The following is a 23,089-nucleotide window of genomic DNA, read 5'->3' as shown; positions in this document are numbered from 1 at the left end:
AAGGAAAGGCGTCGATAAGCGCAGTGCTTATCGACGCCTTACGCGTGCGCCTAGAAGACGACCTCCGCGATGGTCTCCCAGCCGAGGATCGCGTCGATGGAGAGCACGAGGAAGACCGCGGCCAGGTAGTTGTTTGACAAAATGAACAGCTTCAACGGCTTCACGGACTCCCCACGCTTGACCTGGTTGTGTAGCTGGGTCGCGCGCACGAGGAAGGCGGCGCCGGCGATCACAGCGGCGGCGAGGTACGGCCACGAGGTCGCCGGCACGAGAGCGAGCGAGATAGCGACGGTGATCCACGAATAGATGAGGATCTGGCGGGTCGTCTCCTCCGCCGAGGCCACCACCGGCAGCATGGGGACCTCTGCGCGGGCGTAATCCTCGCGGTACTTCAGGGCGAGCGCCCAGGTGTGCGGCGGCGTCCAGAAGAAGATGATGAGGAACATGACGATGGCCTGCCACCAGCGGTCCGGGCTGCCGTCGTCGACGTTGTCGCGGATGACCGCCCAGCCAACGAGCACCGGCATGCAGCCGGCGGCGCCGCCCCAGATGACGTTCTGCCACGTGCGGCGCTTCAGCCATTTCGTGTAAACAAAGATGTAGAACCAGTTGGTCAAGACGATGAAAAACGCCGCCAGCCACGAGTTGCACAGCACGCCGAGCCACAGGACGCCCACGATGAGCAGCACCCACGCGAAAATCGCGGCGCGCTTCTTGGTCACCTTCTCGCGCACAAGCGGCCGGGCCCGCGTGCGGCCCATCTTCTGGTCGATGTCGTAGTCGGCGACCATGTTGAAGGTGTTGGCCGCGGCCGCACCCATCCAGCCGCCGAGCAGCGTGGCCAGAATCAGCCACACGTGGACGTTGCCGCGGTCCGCCTGCAGCATTGCTGGGATCGCCGCGACGAGTAGGAGCTCAATGACCCTCGGCTTTGTCAACGCGAAATAGGCCTTGATGGTCTCCAAGAAATTCTCCTCCAGACAAGCATGCGGCCAGCGCTCCCGCGGGCGCGTCCGTGTGGTTACACAACAAGTAGTCGTCGGGCAGGGCGCACAAGTTCCCAGCGGCCTCAACCCTTTGGATGATAGTAGCGCCACACGGTCGCGCGGAACCAATTGCGCTCGCGCCGGGTACGCGGGCGCCAGTCCATGGGACGCGCGTGGCGGCGAACCATTAGGCTGGTCTGGTACGCGCGCCAGAGAGCCGCCTGAAACGCCAAGCTGCCCTGAAAAGTGAGGAACCCGATCGTGCCTTCCCTCCCCTCTGAACTCGAGGCCATGACCGTCCGCAACTACCCGGACGACTGGACCGACACCGACACCCGGGCCGTGGACACCGTCCGCGTGCTGGCCGCCGACGCCGTGGAGAACTGCGGCTCCGGCCACCCTGGCACCGCGATGTCGCTCGCGCCGTTGGCGTACACCCTCTACCAGCGTGTCATGAACATCGACCCCACCGACCCGCACTGGATCGGCCGCGACCGCTTCGTGCTGTCGAACGGGCACTCTTCGCTGACCCAATACATCCAGCTCTACCTCGGCGGTCTCGGGCTCGAGATCGAGGACCTGAAGGCCCTGCGCACCTGGGGCTCGAAGACCCCGGGGCACCCCGAGTACAACCACACGGCCCATGTCGAGATCACCACCGGGCCGCTCGGCCAGGGGCTGGCGTCGGCTGTCGGCATGGCGATGGCCGCGCGCCGCGAGCGCGGCCTCTACGACCCGCAGGCCCCGGCGGGCGAGTCCCCCTTCGACCACTTCATCTACGTCATCGCCGGCGACGGCTGCCTCCAGGAGGGCGTGACCTCCGAGGCCAGCTCCCTGGCGGGTACGCAGCAGCTGGGCAACCTCATCCTCTTCTGGGACGACAACCGCATCTCCATCGAGGACGACACGCAAATCGCGTTCACCGAAGACGTCATGGCCCGCTACGAGGCCTACGGCTGGCAGACGCTCACGGTCGAATCCGGCGAGGACGTCGTGGCCATCGAGGCCGCCGTCGCCGAGGCGCAGGCGGAGACCGCCCGCCCGAGCATCATCCGGGTCAAGACCGTCATCGGCTACCCCGCCCCGAACCTGCAAAACACCGGCGCCGCCCACGGAGCCGCCCTCGGCGCGGAGGAGGTCGCCCTGGTCAAGGAGGCGCTCGGCTTCGACCCTGCTGTCTCCTTCCCCGTCGAGGACGAGGTCATCGCCCACACCCGCGGCCTCGTCGAACGCTCCGCCGCCAAGCGCGCGGCCTGGGAGGAGAAGTTCGCGGCGTGGGCAACGGCCAACCCGGAAAATAAGGAGCTGCTCGACCGGCTCACCGCTCGCCAGCTGCCCGAAGGCTGGGCCGACGACATGCCCACCTGGGAGCCCGACGCGAAGGGGCTGGCCACCCGCAAGGCCTCCGAAGCCGCCATCCAAGCCGCGGCGGCCGCGCTGCCCGAGCTGTGGGGCGGCTCGGCCGACCTCGCTGGCTCCAACAACACGCTGATCAAGGGCGCGCCCTCCTTCGGACCCGCCGCGATCTCCACCGACGCGTTCACCGCCGAGCCCTACGGACGCAACCTGCACTTCGGTATCCGCGAGCACGCCATGGGCGCGATCATGAACGGTATCGCCCTGCACGGCGGCACCCGCGTCTACGGCGGCACCTTCCTCATCTTCTCCGAGTACCTCTACCCCGCTCTCCGCGTCGCGGCGCTGTCCGGCATCGACGGCTACTACGTGTTCACGCACGATTCCGTCGGTCTCGGCGAGGACGGCCCCACCCACCAGCCGGTGGAGACGCTGGCCGCCTTGCGCGCCATCCCCGACCTCGCCGTCATTCGCCCGGCCGATGCCAACGAGACCTCCGCAGCATGGCGCGCCGCCCTCGAGGCCCGGGAGCAGCCGAAGATCCTCGCCCTGTCCCGCCAGAACCTGCCCGTCCTGGAAGGCACGAAGGACAAGGCCGTCGAGGGCGTCGCTCGCGGCGCCTACGTCCTCGTCGAGTCATCGGCGCCGACACCGGACGTGATCCTCATGGCCTCTGGCTCCGAGGTGCAGTACGCGGTCGAGGCCGCCGCGCGCCTTGAGCAGGACGGCACCGCCGCGCGCGTCGTCTCCGTGCCGTCGATCGACTGGTTCCTCGAGCAGGAGGAGGACTACATTGAGTCCGTCCTGCCCCGGGCGGTCAAGGCGCGCGTCTCCGTCGAGGCCGGCGTGTCCATGCCGTGGCACCGCTTCACCGGCGACCACGGCCGCACCGTCTCGCTGGAGCACTTCGGTGCCTCCGCCCCGGGCGCGGAGCTGTTCGAGCGTTTCGGCTTCACCGCCGACGCCGTTCTCGCCGCCGCCCGAGACTCCCTCGACTCCGTCCGCAACGCTTAACGAAAGGTCCCTTCACGCCATGACTTACATCGACGACCTAGCGGAGCTCGGTACCGCCACCTGGCTCGACGACCTCTCCCGCGACCGCATCACCAGTGGCAACCTCGACGAGATCCGCGCCTCGCGTTCCATCGTCGGGGTGACCACGAACCCCGCCATCTTTGCCAAGGCCATGTCCGCGGGCACGGCGTACGACGCCCAACTCGCCGAGCTCAAGGCCGCCGGCGCGGGTGTCGACGAGGCCGTTTACGCCATGAGCATCAAAGACGTCCAGGACGCCTGCGACCTTTTCTCCGACGTCTTCGAGCGCACCGGCGGGCGCGACGGCCGCGTCTCCATCGAGGTCGACCCGCGTTACGCCGCGGACGAGGAACGCACGGTGGAGCACGCCCGGAGCCTGTGGAACCTCGTTGGCCGCGACAACGTGATGATCAAGATCCCGGCCACCGACGAATCCCTGCCCGCGATCACTGCCGCCCTCGCAGAGGGGATCTCCGTCAACGTCACCCTGATCTTCTCCGTCGAGCGCTACCGGCAGGTCATCGAGGCCTACAAGGAGGGCATCCGCCGCGCCGCCGACGCCGGCCACGACGTGTCCACGATCCACTCCGTCGCCTCCTTCTTCGTCTCCCGCATGGACACCGAGGTAGACAACCGCCTGGAGACCATCGGCACCGACGAGGCGCTCGCGCTGCGCGGCACGGCCGGAATCGCCAACGCACGGCTCGCTTACCAGCTCTTCCGCGACTCTTTCGACGACCTCGGCGACCTTCCTGCGGGGACGAACCTGCAGCGCCCCCTGTGGGCATCGACCGGTGTGAAGAACCCCGCCTACCCGGCCACCATGTACGTGACGGAGCTCGCGGGCCCGCACACCGTCAACACCATGCCCGAGGCCACCCTCGACGCCGTCCACGAGCTCGGCGGCCTCCACGGCGACACTCTCACGGACACCGCAGCCGGTGCCCAGGAGGTCTTCGACCAGCTCGTTTCCGTCGGCATCGACATCGACGACGTCGTCCGCGTCCTCGAGCGGGAGGGCGTGGAGAAGTTCGTGGACGCCTGGCAGGAGCTCCTCGACTCCATGCAGGACAACCTCCGCTAGCTTTCCCGGAAAGGTATCTATCTACGTGGCCCAGCCCGATACACACGAGAACACCCCCATCAACCCGCTGCGCCTCAACGACGACACGCGTCTGCCCCGCATCGCGGGCCCCTCCGGCCTCGTCATCTTCGGCGTCACGGGGGACTTGGCGCGAAAGAAGCTCCTCCCCGCCCTCTACGACCTCGCCAACCGCGGCCTGTTGCCCGCCGGCTTTACGCTCATCGGGTTCGGCCGCCGCGAGTGGAGCAAGCAGGACTTTGAGGGGTACGTGCGTGAGGCCGTCGAAAAGAGCGCGCGGACGCGCTTCAACGACAACGTCTGGGAGCGCCTCGCCGAAGGCATGCACTTCGTGCAGGGGGCGTTCGACCACGACGAGGCCTTTGACTCCCTAGCGCAGCTCACCCGCGAGATGGACGCCACGCGCGGCACCGCCGGCAACTGGGCCTACTACCTGTCGGTGCCGCCGGAGTACTTCTCCGACGTGGTCAACCAGCTCGACCGCACCGGCATGGCCACCCCGAGCGAGGACCAGTGGCGGCGCGTGGTCATCGAGAAGCCCTTCGGCCACGACGCCGCCTCCGCCCGCGAGCTCAACGAGGTGGTCAACCAGGTCTTTCCCGAAAGTTCCGTCTTCCGCATCGACCACTACCTGGGCAAGGAAACGGTGCAAAACATCCTGGCGCTGCGCTTCGCCAACCAGATGTTCGAGCCGATCTGGAACGCCAACTACATCGACCACGTCCAAATCACCATGGCCGAGGAGATCGGCCTCGGCGGGCGCGCCGGATACTACGACGGCATCGGAGCGGCCCGCGACGTCATCCAGAACCACCTGATGCAGCTCCTTGCGCTCATCGCCATGGAGGAGCCCGCCTCGTTTTCCCCGCGCCAGCTCAAGGCGGAAAAAATCAAGGTTCTGCGCGCGACCTACCCGGTCGGCCCTTTCGACCGGACCACCGCGCGCGGGCAGTACACCGCTGGCTGGCAGGGTTCCACGAAGGTCCTCGGGCTGCGCGAGGAGGAGGGCTTCGACCCCGCCTCCACCACCGAAACCTTCGCCGCCTGCACCCTGCAGATCAACTCGCGGCGCTGGGCGGGCGTGCCCTTCTATCTGCGGACCGGCAAACGCCTCGGGCGCCGCGTCACGGAGATCGCCCTCGTGCTCAAGCGGCCGCCTTACCAGCCCTTCCAGGCCCGGCAGACGCAGTCCATGACGAACAACGCCGTCGTGCTGCGGATCCAGCCCGACGAGGGTGTGCTCATGCGCTTCGGCTCCAAGGTTCCCGGCTCGACGCTTGAGGTGCGCGACGTCAACATGAACTTCTCCTATTCCGAGGCCTTCACCGAGAAGTCGCCGGAGGCCTACGAGAGGCTCATCCTCGACGCGCTGCTCGACGAATCCAGCCTCTTTCCCACCAACGAAGAGGTCGAGTACAGCTGGGATATCCTCGACCCGATCCTCAACTACTGGGCCGACAACGGCCAGCCCGAGGAGTACGAGGCCGGCACCTGGGGGCCTCCCTCCGCCGACCGCATGCTCGCCGCCGAGGGCCGCGTCTGGCGCAGGCCGTAGAAGGGAGACACACCGTGCACATCACCTTGACCAACACCTCGACGGCCGAGATCGCCGCGTCCCTCGTCCACGGCCAGGAGCTTTATTCCCTCGCCACCGGCCGCGTGCTCACCCTCCTCGTCGAAGCCAGCGTGGACGACGACCTCGACTCCATCCTGCTGTCCATCCGCGAGGCCACCCGGGTCCACCCCGCCCGCGTCCTCGTGGTGATCCGGGGCAGCGCCTCGGCTCCGACCTCACTCGACGCGGACATCGTGCTCACCGCTGAGGAGGGCGCCTCCGAGATGGTGGTTATGCACCTGCGCGGCGAGCTCGTGTCCCACCTCGACGCGGTGGTCACGCCCTTGCTCCTCCCCGACACCCCCATCGTGGCCTGGTGGCCCACCTCTGCGCCGACGCGGCCGGCAGAGTCCCCCCTCGGCGTCTTCGCACAGCGGCGCATCACCAACACACGCCGCGAGGTCTCCGGCAACACGCTGCTTAAGCTCTCCAGCGGCTACACGCCGGGAGACTCGGACATGATCTGGTCGCGGATCACGCTGTGGCGCGGCATCGTCGCCTCGGCGCTCGACCGCAACCCCACCGCGTCCATCACCGCGGTGCGCATTGTCGGCGCGGCGGACAACCCAAGCGTGGACATCGCCGCGGGCTGGCTCGCAAGCTGCCTCGACGTCGAGGTCGTGCGCCTTCCCGCCGAGGAACCCTCCGCGATTATCCGCAACGTACCCATCACCGAGTTGCAGATCACGCGCGAGGACGGCGTCATTGCAGTCACAGTCGTCGACGAGCGCAGCGTGCGCATCTCCTCTCCCGGCTTGCCCGACTCGTACGTGGCCATGACTGCGCGCACCGACGCGGAGTGCCTGGCCGAGGAGCTTCGCCACCTTGACCCCGACACCGCCTACGCCCGCGCACTCGGCGGGCTCGTCCACGTCACTGCCCCCTAAAGGAGCACCTATGGTCACCGTTTGCCGCCACGCGGATCTCGCATCGCTTATCGACGCCACCGCCACCCGCCTCACCGATCTCCTTCGCGACATCCACTCCCGCCCAGACGGCGGCGTAAGCGGCGACGGCGTCGCCCGGCTCGTCCTCACGGGTGGCGGCGCAGGTATCGGCCTGCTGAAAGAACTGACCACCCGCGACATCGACTGGTCCCGCGTCCACGTCTTCTTCGGCGACGAGCGCAACGTCTCCCCGACCCACCCGGGCTCCAACGAGGGCCAGGCCCGCGAGGCGCTCCTTGACCGCGCCGCTATCCCCGAGACCCACATCCACGGCTACGGGCTGGACGGATCCGCAATGGGCCCCGCCGTTTCGCGCTACGAGCGGGTCCTCGCCGAGTACGCGCCGCAAGGATTCGACCTGCACCTGCTCGGCATGGGCGGGGAAGGGCACATCAACTCCCTCTTCCCCCACTCCGCCGCCGTCCGTGAACGCGACGCGCTCGTGGTGGCCGTCACGGATTCCCCGAAGCCCCCGCCGCAGCGCGCCAGCCTCACCCTTCCTGCCGTCCGACGCGCCGAGCGCGTGTGGCTGCTCGTCGCCGGTTCGGAAAAGGCCGAAGCGGCCGGGCACGTCGCTGCCGGCGCCGACCCGCTCGACTGGCCCGCCGCGGGCGCCGCCGGGCGCGCGGAGACCGTGCTGCACGTCGCCGCGGACGCCGCCGGTTGCCTACCCAGGCAGTAGCGCTGCGAACTCGACAAGGGCCCGGGCCGCCTTGGGTCGTTGTCGAATGCGTTCGGTGTTGTGCCGCACGATGCGCTCGTCGATGGCTTGGTTGGGCTGCTGGAAGGGGGTTTTTCGTGACCTCCTTGGCGGGACACCGCGCCGGGATGAGTGCACCTTGATTGCATCCGCCCGGGTTCAGGCGTGCAAGCCGCAATCGCTTTAGCCAAAGAACCGGCGGTCAACGGTCAACACTGTCGGCGATCGAGCAGTCGAACAGATCCATCAGTACCCACCCTGAACTCGGTGGCGTTGGCTGCCGTTTCCGTGTAGTTGGTAGGGGCAATCCGCGTAGTTGGTAGGGGTTTTCCGGATAGGTGGTAGGGATCCGCTTTTTCGGTCGGGGGACACCCCCAATGCTTCTACGCCGCAAGCGGGCGCAATCAGTATCGGCGTCTGCCGTCACTAGATAGGCAGATGTATTGCGGAACTCTTAGGCGATAGAAGACGTGTGAGATGCAACGACGTCACCGCCCGGGAGCGGTGCCGTCGGATACGATGAGATGACTGGCTTTGTGATCTTGTAGTCATGTCGAAGAGGAGGTCCAGACGTGCAGGTCGAGAGCTTCAGCACGGACGACGTGGCCTTCTACCGCCGGATCGAGTACTGGCAGGACGTTGTCACCGGGTCCTTCGCCCGCTGTGCAGTCCGCGTGAGCAACACCGACGAGACGTCCTACGGACGCATGGTCACCGGCCACCTCGGACCGGTGACCTTCTCGCTCGCGGAGTACCAGGCCAGCAGCGGCTACGAGATCACTCGCACTTCCCGGCACGTCCGCCAAGAGGAGACTGACGACTTCCTTCTCCAGCTGCACCTCGGCGGAGGGAAAATCGGGCTCACCCAGAACGACAGGGAGTCGACGATCGAGCGCCCGGGAGACTTTAGCGTACTCGACGATTCCATCCCGTCGACCCTGTACTGCCCACCGGATTCCTCAGCTCGCGCCGTCACCGCGTCCATGCCCCGAAGCCTCCTCGTCGAGAAGGTACCGCATCTGCGCGACATCACCGCCCTCCACATCGATGGACAAACCGGCACAGGACAGCTCTTGTCGTCCATAGTGGTCGGCATCGCCTCCAACCTAGAGACTGGATGGCTCAGCGCCGCGTCCTCCGCCCGTCTATCCAGCGCCTTCATCGATGTGCTCTCGGTCGCGCTTCTGGAAGCGCAAGGCAGCACAGAACGGCCGCCGGAAACATATACAGCCGGGCTTCTGGAGTCAATCTACCGGTTCGTCGAGAAGAACCTCTCCCGTTCAGACCTGACCGTGCAACTCGTCGCCGATGCGCATCACATCTCCCTGCGCTACCTCCACCGCCTGTTCGAGAAAGAGGACGCCACGCTGGGCGAATGGATACGCAACCGCCGGCTTGACAGCGCGAGCCGGCAACTGATCGATCCCGCCTATCGGCACATACCCGTAAGCAAGATCGGCGCGAACTGGGGCTTCCCCGACCCCAGCGCCTTCTCCCGAGCATTCCGCGCGCGTTTCGAAATGCCACCCCGCGACTACCGGACAACCTTCCTCTCAGAGGATTGATCCATCAGGCCCGTGCCATTCCTTTCGAGAGGAATCACACCTATCCGGTCCTCAACATCACATGCTCATGAAGCACGATGATTGCAACGAGGTCGGTCGTGAACTGATCATGATCGCCCGATAAGGACCGGTGCCTGCATGCTCAATGAGCGCAGTACTCCTGATGTCAAGTCCCTGGCACATGATGACAAGCCGAAGGCTCCCCGCCGTTCGTAGAGTAAGGAACAAGCGGCACAAGGACCGCGGCAGACCCTGCCCGATCCCGCCGCGAGACCTCTGACACGGCAGGAGCACACCATGGACACCAAAGCGACAGACCCGGACGTCATTCTCGGCGACCGACGCGATGAACTGGACGCGCTCGACGCGCAGCTCCTGGACATCCTGCGTCGTCGCATCGAGTGCTGCGTGAGTATCGCACAGCTCAAACGAGAGCATGACATCCCCATGATGCAGCCAGGCCGGGTGGATGTCGTCCACCAGAGAGCCGAAGCCTTCGGCCAGGAGCACGGCATCAGCACGGAGTTCCTGCGCAGCCTCTACGAGGTGATCATCACCGAGACCTGCCGCGTCGAAGACCTCATCATCGATGAGGCTCCCGCGCCCAGCGACAGCGCTGCGTCGAGGTAGCACCCCGATGAAAACCCTCCTGATCGACAACTTCGACTCGTTCACCTACAACCTCCGCGATCTCGCCCACCGCGTGTTCGGAACTGAACCAGTCGTCATCACCAACGACGCCAACTGGGCCGACATCTCCCTCGACGACTTCGACGGCATCATCGTCTCACCCGGCCCGGGCCGCCCCCAACGGTCCGGGGACCTGGGAATCTCGCAGCAAGCTTTCGACCAGAACCGGTTGCCCGTGCTGGGCGTATGCCTCGGCCATCAGGCACTCTCATTCGCCTCGGGCGCGACCGTCGATCTGGCGCCCGAGCCCATGCACGGCAGGGTCACGAGCGTGCACCACTACGACACCGACCTCTTCCAAGGCGTGCCCCAAGGGTTCCGAGCGGTGTGCTACCACTCGCTGGCAGTCACCGACCTGCCCGCCGACGTCGAACCGACCGCGTGGACCCCGGACGGCGTAGTCATGGCGGTCCGGCACAAGACCCGACCGTACTGGGGCATCCAATTCCACCCCGAGTCGGCGCTGACCGAGTGGGGCGAAGCGATGCTGATGAACTTCCAGACTCTCGTGCACACGCACCCACGAACCCCCACGACCGATCACCTCGCCCTCGTCCGGCATCCCCAGCACCACCGGCGTCTGCGCGTGGAATGGCAGCGAATCAACGGCGAACCCGACGCGCAACGCCTGTTCGAAAGCCTCTACTCTGCTCGTGAGACCAGCTTCTGGCTCGATAGCTCGACCATGGATCCGGTCTCCAAACGCCTGACCATCATGGGCGATGCCACCGGACCGCTCGCCGAGACCCTGCAGTACGACGTCACCGCCAGACAGTGGCGCGTTCGCGGCAACGACGGTGAACGAACCATCAACCAGGACTTCTATACCTACCTCCGAGCCCAGCTACACCAGCGCGCAGTCCCTGCCGTCGAAGAGCTTCCCTTCGACTTCAACCTCGGCTACGTCGGCGCTCTCGGCTACGAGCTCAAAGACGAGACCGTCGGAACACCCGCCCATCGCTCACCCCACCCGGATGCGGCACTGATCTTCGCCGACCGCGCCATCGTCATCGACCATCGCGAGTGCTACACCTACCTGCTCACCCTCGTCGACGATAGCCAACCAACCACGCGGACGGCCGCCGCTGACTGGCTGTCACAGACATCTGCCACTGCCCGTGAAGCCGTCGCTAATGCTGACGACCGCCAGTCGGAGGCCGCGAACGTCCCGATCCTGAGGGAGCCGACCGCGCTCGAGTTCGAGCTCGACCAGAACCGTGCCTCCTACCTGGCGAGCATCCAGACGTGCCTGGAAAAGATCCGCGACGGCGAATCCTATGAGATCTGCCTGACGAACATGGCCGAAGCCGGACCGATCGCCGATGCGTATGCCGCCTACCGCGCGCTACGGCAGACGAGCCCGGTACCGTTCGGCGCCTTCCTGCGACTCGGGGACCTCGCCATCCTCAGCGCCTCACCCGAACGATTCCTCCGCGTCGGCGTCGACCACCAGGTCGAAGCGAAACCCATCAAAGGCACCCGCCCCCGGGGAACCACCCCGGGTGATGACCAGGAACTGCGCAAAGACCTATCCACCAACGGGAAAGACCGCGCCGAAAACCTGATGATCGTCGACCTGCTCCGCAACGACCTCAACCGCGTCTGCACAGTCGGCAGCGTCCGCGCCGACGACATCTTCACCGTCGAGACCTTCTCCCACGTCCACCAGCTCGTCAGCACCATCACCGGCACTCTGCGGCCGGAGCTAACCGCCGTGGACTGCGTGCAGGCCACCTTCCCCGGCGGCTCCATGACCGGCGCACCCAAGATCCGCACGATGGAGATCATCAGCAGCCTCGAACACCGAGCACGCGGCTTCTACTCCGGAGCCATCGGCTGGTTCTCCCTCAGCGGCGCAGCCGACCTGAGCATCACCATCCGCACCCTCGTCTCCGATCACACCTCCACCACGTTCGGCGTCGGCGGAGCGATCGTCGCCCAATCGGACCCCCTTGACGAATTCGAGGAAACCCTCGTGAAAGCCTGCGCCCTGCTCACCGCCCTCGAATCGAAAGTCACCAACGCATGAGCACGACACCCACCCCGCCCTCATCGCGGTCGAAACAAGCCGTCATCGTCGGTTTCGGGCCCGTCGGCCAGATGATCGCGAGCATCCTCGCCCCACACGGCTGGCACATTCACGCCCTCGACACGCGACCGCGTGTCAGTTTCGACGGCGCCGAAGCCCTCAGCACTCTGGAGCAGTATCTCGAGGTCGACGCCCGCCAGCCGACTCCGGCCACCGCTGCGGCACTAACATCCTGCTCGCTGGTCGTCCTCGCTGTGCCCGAGGAGTCCGCCCTCGAGACACTGGAAGCACTCGCCCCGCTCCTGCCCGCTGACGCACTCATCGTCGAGACGCTCTCCCGCAAGGACCGCCTCCGTGCCCACCTGGCAGCGGCGGTACCGGAGCACGCGATGCTGAGCATCAACCCGCTGTTCCATCCCGGGCTCGGACCCCGCGGCAATCGCATAGCCGTCGTCGCCCCCGTCACGCATCCCACAGTCACCGACGTCGTGTCCTGCATCGAGGACGCCGGCGCCCGGGTGGTCTTTCTGAGTGCGCGCGAGCACGACAACGAGCTCGTCGCCGTTCAAGCCCTCACGCACAGTGCGCTCCTGGCGTTCGCGGCCAGCCTGCCGCACATCGTCGCCGACGTCGACCGCTGCCTGGAGTTCGCGCCCCCACCGACCCGCCTGCTGATGGCCCTAGCCGCACGCGTGGCATCGGGCTCACCCGAGACCTACTGGGACATCCAAGGCGCAGCCCTCGGCCAGCCGCCGGCGCGCGACATTCTGGCCAACGCACTGGCTCGACTCGACGACGACCTCGCACAGGACTCGCCGGCATCGTTCGCCCAGTCCCTGGCGGAGAACCAGTCCTGGTTCAGCACCCGCCTCGCCTCGCTCACCGACCTCGCTAAGACCGCCCTCGGCCACACCATCGACACGACCGCGCCGCGGCCGGCGGCCTCCGATGACCAGACCCCGGCCACACCATCTTCGAAGGAGGATCCCGATGTCCACGACGACCACTAACCGGAAGAACGTCTACGAACGACGCTCCGCCTGGACGACCGACATGTACGACCAGGCAGCCCAGGCGGGAATCACAAACCACAGCGTGCGCGAGCGCACGTCAGACGGCGTCATCCTCGACGACGGCAAGACCTACACCGAGTTCGTCTCCTGCTCCTACCTCGGACTCGAATCCCACCCACGCCTGGTCCACGCTGCCCAGAACTCCATCCGGAAGGTCGGAGTACACCTATCGGCCTCGCGCAACAGCATGCACACCACCGACCTCGACGACCTCGAGGAAGCGCTGACGACGATGTACGGCGGATCCCGTGCCATCGTGTTCAACTCCGTCAGCAGCGTGCACCTGGGCGTACTGCCGCTGCTGGGCACCGGGTTGCTTCCGAGCTACCCGATCGCCAGCAGCGGCCCGGAGTTCCTCTTCGACCGCACCGCGCACGCGTCGATGCAGAGCCTGCGCGGCATCCTCGACCAGATCGGGCCGACCAACCGCTTCGACAGCACGGATCTGAGCACTCTGGAACCCTTGCTGGTGGAAGCGAAGAACGCTTCCCGCAGCCCAATCATTCTCGTTGACGGCGTGGGATCGAGGTCAAGTCCACGGTGGTGGTGTATCTGCCTTCCGATATGAACAAGCAGGATGACGGTGTCAGGGGCCGTCACGAGCTCGGTGCTGGCGTGGGCTCATGCAACCTCCTGAGTGGATTCGCCGGCATCAATGACGGTGGCTGTCATCATCGTCTTGGTCTGTTCCAGGCTGGTTAGCGACATGTAGCGTTTCTGCTGGATCCAATCATCGTGTTGCTCGGCGAGTACCGCCCCGACCAGACGCACGACGGCGTCGCGGTTGGGGAAGATCCCCACGACGTCGGTGCGACGTCTGATCTCCCGGTTGAGCCTTTCAGTGGGGTTGTTTGACCACACCTTCGTCCACACCGCTTTCGGCGCGTTCGTAAACGCCAGCAGGTCGTCCAAGGATTCCTCCAGGTAATCCGCCACATGGGGGAACTTCTGCTGGCAAAACTCAATGACGTCTCGGGCCTGGTCCCACACGGCCTGGGCGTCGGGTTGTTGGAAGATCGTGTGAAACATCGCCGACAATGTCGGCCACTGGGTTTTCGGCACCATCGATGACAGATTCTTCGCGAAATGGGTGCGGCACCGCTGCCAGGATGCGTTGGGTAGGCAGTCACCCACAGCGGCTTGGATGCCTAGGTGGGCGTCGCTGGTGACCAGGTACACCTGATCCAGGCCCCGGGCTTTCAGGTCGCGGAAGAACCCGGTCCACGACGCGGCCGATTCGGCGGTGGCGACCTGCATACCAAGCAACTCCCGGTACCCGTCGGCGTTAACCCCGGTGGCCAGCAGCACGCTGGTTTTGACGACGCGCCCGCCTTCACGCACCTTCATCGTCAGCGCGTCGCAGGAAACATAGAGGTAGGGGCCGGTGTCCAACGGGCGGGTGCGGAAGTCTTCGACCATCACGTCGAGTTCTTTGGCCATGGTAGACACCTGTGACTTCGACAGGTTGGTGATCCCGAGGGTGGCGACAAGGTCGTTCATGCGGCGGGTGGAGACCCCCTTGAGGTAGCAGGTGGCTACGACGGTGGCCAGGGCGCGTTCTGCTCGTGAGCGGCGCTCCAACAACCAGTCGGGGAAGAATGATCCGTGGCGAAGTTTCGGGATTCTCACGTCGATGGTGCCCACGCGTGTGTCCAGGTCGCGGTGGCGGTAGCCGTTTCGGTGGTTGGTGCGGGTGTCGCTGACTGTGGCGTAGTCGGCCCCGCAGATGCTGTCTGCTTGGGTGGAGAGGATCTGGTTGATGAAGTCCTGCAGCATCTGACGCATCAGATCCGGGGATGCTTGGGCGAGCAGCTCATCAAGGTAGGCGGTCGGGTCGATATGATTGGGTCCAGCGGTCATCGCGTTGGTTCCTTTCGAGGAGATGTTGGAATTGATTCGAAAGGTACTGCGGTGGCCGCCTCACACGTTCATGAGGTCCCTCACCGACAGTCACAGGTACACCACGCTAGCGGACGCAACCTGGGATCGATGGGAGGCCTCATCGACGTTGCCACCCTGGCACGCCTGGCCGCGGAACACGGTGGTTACGTCTACATCGACGACGCGCACGGCATCTCGATCAACGGGCGCCTCGGAACGGGATACGCCTACACCGCCCTGTCCGGGAACATCATCGGCGAAGTCCTCCTCGTCGGGTCACTCTCCAAGGCCTTCGGCGGCTCCGGCGGATTCGCCCTCGTCGACACCGACGCCGACGCCACGGTCATCCGCCGCGAGGCCAACCCCCTCGTATTCGGACACGCCAACATGGCACCCCACACCGCCGTCAACGCCGAATCCGCGCGTATGCACCTGGACGGGTCGGTCGAGAAGCTCCAGGCCACCTTGTGGGACAACGTCGCCCACTTCGACAACGCCACCGGCCACCAGGGCGTCAACGCCGGCTCACGGTCTCCGATCCGGGGCGTCACCTTCGACAGCGAACAGGCCACCCTCGAGGCCGGCATCGCGTTGAAGGACGCCGGCGTTCTCTGCTTCCCCGTGTTCTACCCGATCGTCGCCCACGGCACCGGGCTGCTGAGATTCGCGCTGTCGGCACGGCACACCCCGGCCCAGATCGACCACCTCGCCGCCCTTGTCACCGACACCCCCTAACTCACCAGGAGAGCCCCCATGACCACACAGACATTCGACGCCATCGTCGTCGGAAACGGAGCCATCGGCAGCTCCCTCGCCGTCGAACTCGCCGACCGCGGCCTCACCGTCGCGCTGATCGGCCCCGAGAACCGGCAGTACGCGGCATCGACCGCCGCCGGTGCCATGCTCGGCTGCTTCGGTGAGGTCACCGCCGACCTCATCAGCGACGATCCAGGACGGACGAAGTTCGCCCTCGACCTGAAAGCCAAAGAGCTCTGGCCCGACTGGGTCGAGAAGATCTCCGACCACTCACCCCTGGATGGCACCGACCTGTTCACCGCCTCGGGCACCACGGTCATCCTCAACACCGTCGGTACCCGCGAGATCGACACCGAGAACTTCTCCGCCATCCAGAAGACCCTGCAGGAGAACAAGGAGCCCTTCGACACCGTCGACGTCGACGACATCGGCTGGGTCGACGCCGACCCGAACTCCCGTCCGCTCGAAGCGATCCACATCCCCAGCGAGCACGCCGTCGACTCCGGCCGTCTCCTGGCACGCCTCGAAGGCGCCGCCGCCGCCCGCGGCTGCACCCTCATCCACGAACGGGCCGTGAGCCTGCGCGAAGATCAAGGCTGCATCCGCGCCGTGGTCCTGGACAACGGGGACGTGATCGAAGCTGGCCAGGTCGTGCTCGCCGCCGGTGTGGGCTCCCAGGCGCTCATCGACTCCGTCCCCGGGCTCGGCGCCACCATCCCGCGCCTAGTCGCCGGCTACGGGGTCTCCGCAGTGATGACCACCCATGACGGCACCCAGCCCCAATCCGTGATCCGGACCCCGAACCGCGCGTTCGCTTGCGGCCTCCATGTCGTCCCGCGAGGCCTGGGGCAGGTCTACGTCGGCGCGACCAACATCATTAACCCGTCCGTAATGACCGAACCCGTCCTGCGCGATCTGGAGTTCGTCCTCGGATGCGCACACCGTCAGATCCGACGGAACCTCTGGTCGAGCAGTGTGCGGCGCATCAACGTTGGCAACCGGCCTGTCTCCCTCGACGGGTTCCCCCTGCTGGGCGAGACCCCGGTCCAGGGTCTGTGGATGACCACCGGCACCTACCGCGACGGCCTGTTCCTGTCGCCGCTGATCGCCCAGGAATTCGCCGACCGCCTCACCGGTGGCAGCGGCGAAGCGGACCTGTCGCTGTTCACCCCCGAACGTGCCCCGGTCCGGCGGGCCGGCGGCCGGCCCCGCATCATCGACACCACCGTCCAGCACATGCTCGCCACCGGCTACGAGCACCATTGGACGATCCCCACCGACTGGCAGGAATACCTCGAAGCCGACCTCCAGCCGATCTACCAGAACTGGGCCGATCAGATCGACGACGACTTCACGCCACCGCCCGAACTGGTCGCCTCCTCACGCCTGCACCCGCAAATGGTGCAGTGGCTGCGCGACTACTACGACGCCACCCGCGAGAAGTTCGGCGCACCGGATCGGGCACCGGCCCCCACCCGGGCAGAACTCACCCGGAACGCGACGCGGCAGCTGCACACGGCGAACGTTCCCACCCCCGCCGCCGACGCCCAGGTGCTGGCCGAGCACACCTTCGGCACCACCGACGACACAACGGCACCGGATACGGCCGAACGCGAGCAGTTCCTTAACCTCGTGGCGAGGCGCAGCAACCGGGAGCCCCTGGAGTACCTGACCGGGCGCGTCCACGTTCTCGGACTCGATCTCACCGTCCGCCCGGGCGTGTTCATCCCCCGAGTGCACTCCGAGGCCATGGTGACCGCCGCGATCGAGAACCTCTCCACGCCCACGCCGACGGTCGTCGATCTGTGCACCGGCACCGGAGCCATCGCCCTGGCGGTCGCGACCCGGCTGCCCCAGGCACGCGTGATCGGAGCCGACGTGGCCGAATCCGCCGTGGCATGCGCCCAAGAGAACGCCGACCGTCTGGAGAGCGTCGATGCCGGACGGGTCGAGTTCCTCCAGGCCGACATAGGCAACGAGAGCTTCGCCGATGACCTGACCGGCACGACGGATCTCGTCACCGCGAACCCGCCCTATGTGCCCACGGACCTGCACATACCCAGCGAATGGGCGGTCTACCAGCCCAAGACGGCGCTGTACTCGGGCGCGGACGGCCTCGACCTCACCCGTCTCGTGGCACGCACCGCGCACCGGCCCCTGCGACCGGGAGGCACGTTCGCCCTCGAGCACTACGACGCAGCCCTCGACGAGATCCTCACGATCCTCACCGACGTCGGCTTCGGGCAGATCACCAGTCACCGGGACCATGACAAACTTCCGCGATTCATCCTCGCGGTCAAGGAGAGTTGATGGACGCACTCAACAGCCGACGAGGATTCGTCCAGGGCGGCGTCGCCGTCGCGGCCACCGCCGCCCTGCTCGAACCCGGCACCTTCGCACCCCGCGCGCACGCCGGCGGGGCGGGCACCACCGTCAGCACGGCCACGAACATCACGCTGAGCACGCATCCCGGCAGCGACGTCACGATCATCGACGTTGGCAATGTGCTGTGGCGCTTGCCCGCCGGAGGCGGGCAAGCGTGCCGCCTCACCGACGATGTCGAAGACGCCACCTGGCCGAGCCTGACCCCGAACGGGCGCACCGTCGTGTTCCAGTCATTCCGGCACGGCACCTACGATCTGTGCGCCCTCGACCTGCACACCGGCGCCGTCACCCGTCTGACCGCGGGTACCGAGGACGACCAGGACCCGCACGTCTCGCCCCACGGCAAGGACATCGTGTTCATCTCCGACGCCGGAGGCACCAGTGCCGTGTGTCGTATCGGCGTGCGAGGCGGAGACCGGCATGTCCTCATCGGGACCGACGACCAACGGTCCTACCACTCACCGCGGTGGCATCCCGACGGCAAGCACATCGTCTATGTCGCCGACGACACTCACATCGAACAGCTCCACATCACGACCGGCAGCACGAAAACACTGCGCACGGTCGAGGAGGGCCATACCATCCGGGGACTGTCGTACTCGCCATCGGGCAAGTTGATCTACGTCGTCTCGCACACCCCGCAGGCGTGGCTCGAACACGACGGGCAACGCCTCACTGACCCCGAGGACGAAGAGCCCGCACCGCTGCCGGCGGCGTGGCTATCGGACACGGAGTTCATGTATTCCACCAGCGGGGAGATCCGCTGGCGCACGCTCAATGGAACAAGCACGTCTGCCGTGCCGTTCGAGGTCGCTCTGTCGGCGGCGGCCGCCCCTGCGGCGATCAAGCCGCGCCTGGATCTGGAGGCGCATGGTCCCGCACTCGGGCTGACCGGGGCGGCGCTGTCCCCGGACGGTGACCGGATCTGTTTCCGCGCGCTCAACGCCTTATGGCTGACCGATGCCTCCGGCGACACCAGCGTGGTCGTAGACGACGGCTACTTCAACGCCGATCCCACCTGGGAACCCGACGGGGCCGCGATCATCTACACCAGCGACCGCAAAGGAATCGTCAACTTGTGGCGCCACGTCCTTGCCGACGGCACGGACACGCAGCTGACATTCGAGAAGAACGGTGCGCTCCTACCATCGGTGTCACCGGACGGCGCGTCGGTGGTGTTCCACGATGAAGCCGGCGGCACGCATCGGCTCGAGCTCGCCTCCGGCACGGTCACCGAACTGCTGACCGGGCACGAGACACCGGGAAAGGCGACGTGGTCGCCTGACTCTCAGAAGATCGCGATGGCCGTGCACCAGCCGGCCTCGCCACGCTCGGACAGCGGCCTCAACGAGATGCTCGTCCTCGACCTCGCCAGCGGTGAGACGTTCACCCAACCATTCTCACCGGGTCTGTCGATCGCGACACGCAACCACGACGGCCCCGTCTGGGCTGCCGATGGCACCGCTCTCTACGCGGTCTGCGAAAGCAGGCTGCACCGCGTCCCAGTCGACCAGTCCGGACGGACCACCGCCGAGGCCACCGTCGCCTCCGACGCGATCGCCGACGGGGTCACCAGCTCCGCATCGGGAGAGGTCGCGTTCCTGTCTTTGGGCACGTTCCATCTGCTCACCGCCTCTGCCGACGTACGGCCGTCCCTCGATTACACCCGGCAGGCACGACCCGAGCGGTTCACGCTGCGCGCCGGACGACTCTGGAACGGGGTGGACGAGGACTACCAGCGCAACGTCGACGTCACGATTGAGGACGGCACGATCACCAATATCCGGCCTGCCGACGAGTCCCGGATGGCAGATCTCGACGCCTCGCCGTACACGCTGATCCCGGGGCTGATCGACATGCACAACCACTGGCACATGCGAGGCCGGGCCTGGGGAAACCGGCAAGGCCGCCTCTGGCTGGCCTACGGGGTGACCACCAGCCGCTCGGCCGGCGACCTCGCCTACGAAGCACGCGAGACACGCGAAGCCACCCACGCCGGCACCGGCATCGGTCCGCGGTTCCTCAACAACGGCGAGCCTCTCGACGGCAACCGGTGCTCGTTCGGGTTCATGCGGTGCGTGACTTCGGCTGAGCAGGTCGACCGGGAGATCGAACGCATCCTCGCCCTCGGCTACAGCTGCGTGAAGTCCTACCAGCGCCTCCCCGTCACCCTCGAGCGCCGACTCGTCGACGGGCTCGCCGCCCATGGGATTCCCGTGATCTCCCACTACGTCTACCCCGCAGTCGCCTCGGGTCTGCACGGCATGGAGCACACCGGCGGCGGGAACCGGCTCGGCTATTCCCGCACCCTCAGCGCCGCGAAAGGACTCACCGCGGCCGACACCGTGTCCCTGCTCTCGGGCGGAGACTTCTGGGTGTCATCGACTCTGCTGTTCGCAGCGGAAGTCCACGCCGACTCCCGCGACCTCGTTGACGATGAACGCACCCGGGTGCTCTACCCCTGGTGGGACTACCGCCGCCTCCAGGACAAGGCCGATCAAGCTGCCACGGACCCCGACCCCATCAACCTGGCATGGACCCGCGGCGACGTGGACCTGTTGCGGTCGGTGAACGAAGCCGGCGGCCTCGTGGTGCTCGGTACCGATGCCCCCTTGGACGACCTCGGCGTCAGCATTCACACCAATCTCCGGGCCCTCGTCCGCCACGGCTTCACCCCGGTGGACGCACTGCGGACCGGAACGGTCAACGCGGCCAAAGCCCTCGGAGCCAGCGAACTCCTCGGACAACTCACCGTCGGGGCACATGCCGACATGCTCATCATTGACGGCGACCCCCTGGCCGATATCGCCGATACCGCCAGGATTCGCGACGTGTTCGTCGACGGCCACCGGCACCGAATCTCGGACCTGCTCGACCCCTACCGCGACCCGTCGGACGCCACCGGCAGCGTCGCACTGACCATGACCGCACACACGTGCTGCAGAAGGAGAAAGTAATGTTCCACCTCGATCAGCCCATCACTACCTCCCGCCTGATCATCAGACCATTCACACCCGCAGACGAAGACGACATGTTCGACTTCGAATCCCGCGACGACGTCGCGAGGTACCTCTTCAACGAGCCCCGCACGCGCGCGGACAACGCCGACGAACTGGCCAAGCGGGTGACCCAGACCAAACTCGAAAACGACGGGGACACCCTCCTGCTGGCCGTCGACTATAACGGCACCGTCATCGGCTACGTGCTGCTGACGCTGCTGAGCCGGGACAACTCCCAGGGCGAGTTCGGATATGTCTTCCACCCCGAATACCAGGGCAAAGGACTCGCCTCGGAAGCGGCCGTCGAAATGCTCCGACTGGGATTCGAGACCCTGAACCTGCACCGCATCATCGGGCGATGCGACCCGAGAAACGACGCCTCCGCCCGGCTCATGGAACGACTCGGGCTGCGCAAGGAAGCTCACTTCCGCGAGCTGGAGATCTTCAAGGGCGAATGGGGTGACGAGTTCACCTTCGCCATGCTCAAGAAGGAATGGGACCAAAGAAAGCACACCGGATGACTCACGACAACGGCAACACCCGACCCGGAACCTTCGACGCCGGCACCCCCGCTCCCGCGGATACCCGCACCCAGCGAGGCCGATGGATCGTCCTCACCGCCGTTTCCCTCGGCCTCCTGCTGGCCACGATTGACACCTCGATCCTCTACATCGCCGTCCCCGTGCTCGAGGACGCTCTGGGGGCGAGCACCAGCGAGTCCCTGTGGATCATCAACATGTACCCGCTGGTCATGACCGGCCTGCTCCTGGGCACCGGCACCCTCGGAGACCGCTACGGCCACAAGCCAGTGTTCCTCCTCGGGATCGCCCTGTTCGGGCTGGCCTCGCTCATCGCGGCGTTCTCACCGACACCGGGCATCCTCATCTTCTCCCGCGCCCTGCTCGCCATCGGCGCAGCCCTCATGCTCCCGGCAACCCTGGCGATCATCCGCATCACCTTTGACGACGAACGCGAACGCAACATCGCCATCGCAGTCTGGTCGAGCGTGTCGATCGGTGGAATCGCTTTCGGGCCCCTCGTCGGCGGGCTCCTGCTCGAGTGGTTCTGGTGGGGGTCGGTGTTCCTGATCAACGTGCCGATCGTGATCGTGACGTTCATCCTCACCGCGATCTTCGCCCCGAAAGCCGCCGAAGAATCAGCCGTCCCGTGGGACCTGGTCTCCTCCATCTGGGCGCTCATGGGCCTGACAGGGCTCGTCGCCGCGATCAAGGAAATCGCCTCCACCTCGCCGTCCGCGACGATCACCGGGATCTCGCTGGTCGCCGCCCTGGTCGGCTTCGCGCTGTTCGTGACCCGACAGCGCCGACTGGACACGCCGCTGCTGGACTTCACGATCTTCCGCAACGCCGCCGTGTCCGCCGGTGTCCTCGCCGCCGGGCTAAGCACCTTCGTCTTTGCCGGCATCGGGGCAGTGACCTCGCTCTATTTCCAGACCACCGCCGGGTACACGCCCCTCCAGGCCGGGCTGCTCGTAGGCTGCATCGCCGTCGGCGCGACGATCACCTCCCTGGCCAGCGGTTCGCTCCTGACCCGCATCGGGCCACGAGCGCTGCTGCTGGTCGCGGCCGTCCTGGCCGGTCTCGGATACGGCCTGGCCACACTCACCCTCAACGCCCACATCACCTGGCTGGGACTGAGCCTGTTCGTCGCCGGCACAGGCATCGGCGTGCTGATCACCGTCGCGTCCTCGACGATCATCACCAACGTCGCCCCCGAACGCGCAGGCATGGCCTCCGCCGTCGAGGAAGTCTCCTACGAATTCGGCAGCCTCCTCTCGGTGACCGTGCTCGGCAGCATCTACACCACCATCACCGCGCTCTCGACATCCGGCACCGACGGTTACCGCGCCGTGCTCCTGATCGTCATCGGAGCGTGCGCCGCCGCCCTGGCTGGACTGGCCGTGCTCCTGCGCAAGACGCCCACGCTGAACGCCGCACCCCACTAAGCGA

The 23,089-nt window shown here is 66.4% G+C and carries 17 protein-coding genes; 15 read left to right on the top strand and 2 right to left on the bottom strand.

Annotated elements, in window-relative coordinates:
* Nucleotides 1-50: 50 nt before the first annotated feature.
* Nucleotides 51-980, bottom strand: coding sequence for a heme o synthase (locus BLT81_RS04310; RefSeq protein ID WP_081582973.1), 930 nt, complete (start codon nucleotides 978-980; stop codon nucleotides 51-53).
* Nucleotides 981-1,277: 297 nt separating this feature from the next.
* Between BLT81_RS04310 and tkt the strand changes: the two genes are divergently transcribed.
* The 10 genes from tkt (at nucleotide 1,278) to BLT81_RS04260 (ending at nucleotide 13,666) form a co-directional block, all read left to right on the top strand.
* Entirely contained in the window at nucleotides 1,278-3,356 is a 2,079-nt protein-coding gene (gene tkt / locus BLT81_RS04305) for a transketolase (RefSeq protein ID WP_051011538.1), read from the top strand.
* A gap of 19 nt (nucleotides 3,357-3,375) precedes the next feature.
* Nucleotides 3,376-4,461 (top strand): transaldolase, encoded by a 1,086-nt coding sequence (tal, locus tag BLT81_RS04300; RefSeq protein WP_019194594.1) that lies wholly within the window; start codon nucleotides 3,376-3,378, stop codon nucleotides 4,459-4,461.
* A 25-nt stretch (nucleotides 4,462-4,486) separates the two neighbouring features.
* Nucleotides 4,487-6,034, top strand: a complete 1,548-nt coding sequence (gene zwf / locus BLT81_RS04295; protein WP_019194593.1) for a glucose-6-phosphate dehydrogenase — start codon at nucleotides 4,487-4,489, stop codon at nucleotides 6,032-6,034.
* Between the two features lie 14 nt (nucleotides 6,035-6,048).
* Entirely contained in the window at nucleotides 6,049-6,981 is a 933-nt protein-coding gene (locus BLT81_RS04290) for a glucose-6-phosphate dehydrogenase assembly protein OpcA (RefSeq protein ID WP_019194592.1), read from the top strand.
* Between the two features lie 10 nt (nucleotides 6,982-6,991).
* Complete coding sequence (gene pgl / locus BLT81_RS04285) at nucleotides 6,992-7,723, top strand: 6-phosphogluconolactonase (RefSeq protein WP_019194591.1); 732 nt, start codon at nucleotides 6,992-6,994, stop codon at nucleotides 7,721-7,723.
* A gap of 590 nt (nucleotides 7,724-8,313) precedes the next feature.
* The gene (locus BLT81_RS04280) at nucleotides 8,314-9,306 is read left to right on the top strand and encodes a helix-turn-helix domain-containing protein (protein ID WP_019194590.1); all 993 of its coding nucleotides are present in this window, start codon (nucleotides 8,314-8,316) and stop codon (nucleotides 9,304-9,306) included.
* 297 nt (nucleotides 9,307-9,603) lie between these two features.
* On the top strand, nucleotides 9,604-9,936 hold the full coding sequence (locus tag BLT81_RS04275; protein WP_019194589.1) for a chorismate mutase family protein: 333 nt from the start codon (nucleotides 9,604-9,606) through the stop codon (nucleotides 9,934-9,936).
* Between the two features lie 7 nt (nucleotides 9,937-9,943).
* Entirely contained in the window at nucleotides 9,944-12,025 is a 2,082-nt protein-coding gene (gene pabB, locus BLT81_RS04270; RefSeq protein ID WP_019194588.1) for an aminodeoxychorismate synthase component I, read from the top strand.
* The gene (locus tag BLT81_RS04265; protein WP_019194587.1) at nucleotides 12,022-13,035 is read left to right on the top strand and encodes a 2-dehydropantoate 2-reductase N-terminal domain-containing protein; all 1,014 of its coding nucleotides are present in this window, start codon (nucleotides 12,022-12,024) and stop codon (nucleotides 13,033-13,035) included. The genes pabB and BLT81_RS04265 overlap by 4 nt, the downstream gene beginning before the upstream one ends.
* On the top strand, nucleotides 13,016-13,666 hold the full coding sequence (locus BLT81_RS04260; protein WP_083337248.1) for a PLP-dependent aminotransferase family protein: 651 nt from the start codon (nucleotides 13,016-13,018) through the stop codon (nucleotides 13,664-13,666). The genes BLT81_RS04265 and BLT81_RS04260 overlap by 20 nt, the downstream gene beginning before the upstream one ends.
* A 53-nt stretch (nucleotides 13,667-13,719) precedes the next feature.
* Here the strand turns inward: BLT81_RS04260 and BLT81_RS04255 are convergent, their stop codons facing one another.
* The gene (locus tag BLT81_RS04255; protein WP_083337246.1) at nucleotides 13,720-14,958 is read right to left on the bottom strand and encodes an IS256 family transposase; all 1,239 of its coding nucleotides are present in this window, start codon (nucleotides 14,956-14,958) and stop codon (nucleotides 13,720-13,722) included.
* Between the two features lie 129 nt (nucleotides 14,959-15,087).
* On the opposite strand from BLT81_RS04255, the gene BLT81_RS04250 reads away from it, so the two are divergent.
* From BLT81_RS04250 to BLT81_RS04230, 5 genes are read left to right on the top strand one after another with little or no spacing between them, the layout of a single operon-like run.
* Nucleotides 15,088-15,714 (top strand): aminotransferase class I/II-fold pyridoxal phosphate-dependent enzyme, encoded by a 627-nt coding sequence (locus BLT81_RS04250; RefSeq protein ID WP_051011515.1) that lies wholly within the window; start codon nucleotides 15,088-15,090, stop codon nucleotides 15,712-15,714.
* An 18-nt stretch (nucleotides 15,715-15,732) separates the two neighbouring features.
* The gene (locus BLT81_RS04245; RefSeq protein ID WP_019194586.1) at nucleotides 15,733-18,045 is read left to right on the top strand and encodes a HemK family protein methyltransferase; all 2,313 of its coding nucleotides are present in this window, start codon (nucleotides 15,733-15,735) and stop codon (nucleotides 18,043-18,045) included.
* Nucleotides 18,045-21,077, top strand: coding sequence for an amidohydrolase family protein (locus BLT81_RS04240; RefSeq protein ID WP_019194585.1), 3,033 nt, complete (start codon nucleotides 18,045-18,047; stop codon nucleotides 21,075-21,077). The genes BLT81_RS04245 and BLT81_RS04240 overlap by 1 nt, the downstream gene beginning before the upstream one ends.
* Nucleotides 21,077-21,640 carry a GNAT family N-acetyltransferase gene (locus BLT81_RS04235; RefSeq protein WP_019194584.1) on the top strand — a complete coding sequence of 188 codons (564 nt, stop codon included), beginning with the start codon at nucleotides 21,077-21,079 and terminating at the stop codon, nucleotides 21,638-21,640. Before BLT81_RS04240 ends, BLT81_RS04235 begins: the two co-directional genes overlap by 1 nt.
* Nucleotides 21,637-23,085, top strand: coding sequence for an MFS transporter (locus BLT81_RS04230; protein WP_019194583.1), 1,449 nt, complete (start codon nucleotides 21,637-21,639; stop codon nucleotides 23,083-23,085). The genes BLT81_RS04235 and BLT81_RS04230 overlap by 4 nt, the downstream gene beginning before the upstream one ends.
* The last annotated feature ends 4 nt before the right edge of the window (nucleotides 23,086-23,089 follow it).

This window comes from Corynebacterium timonense (genome assembly GCF_900105305.1).
GTDB lineage: Bacteria > Actinomycetota > Actinomycetes > Mycobacteriales > Mycobacteriaceae > Corynebacterium > Corynebacterium timonense.
Note: the sequence above shows the minus strand (reverse complement) of the source record. Positions and strands in the feature narration are given on the sequence as shown.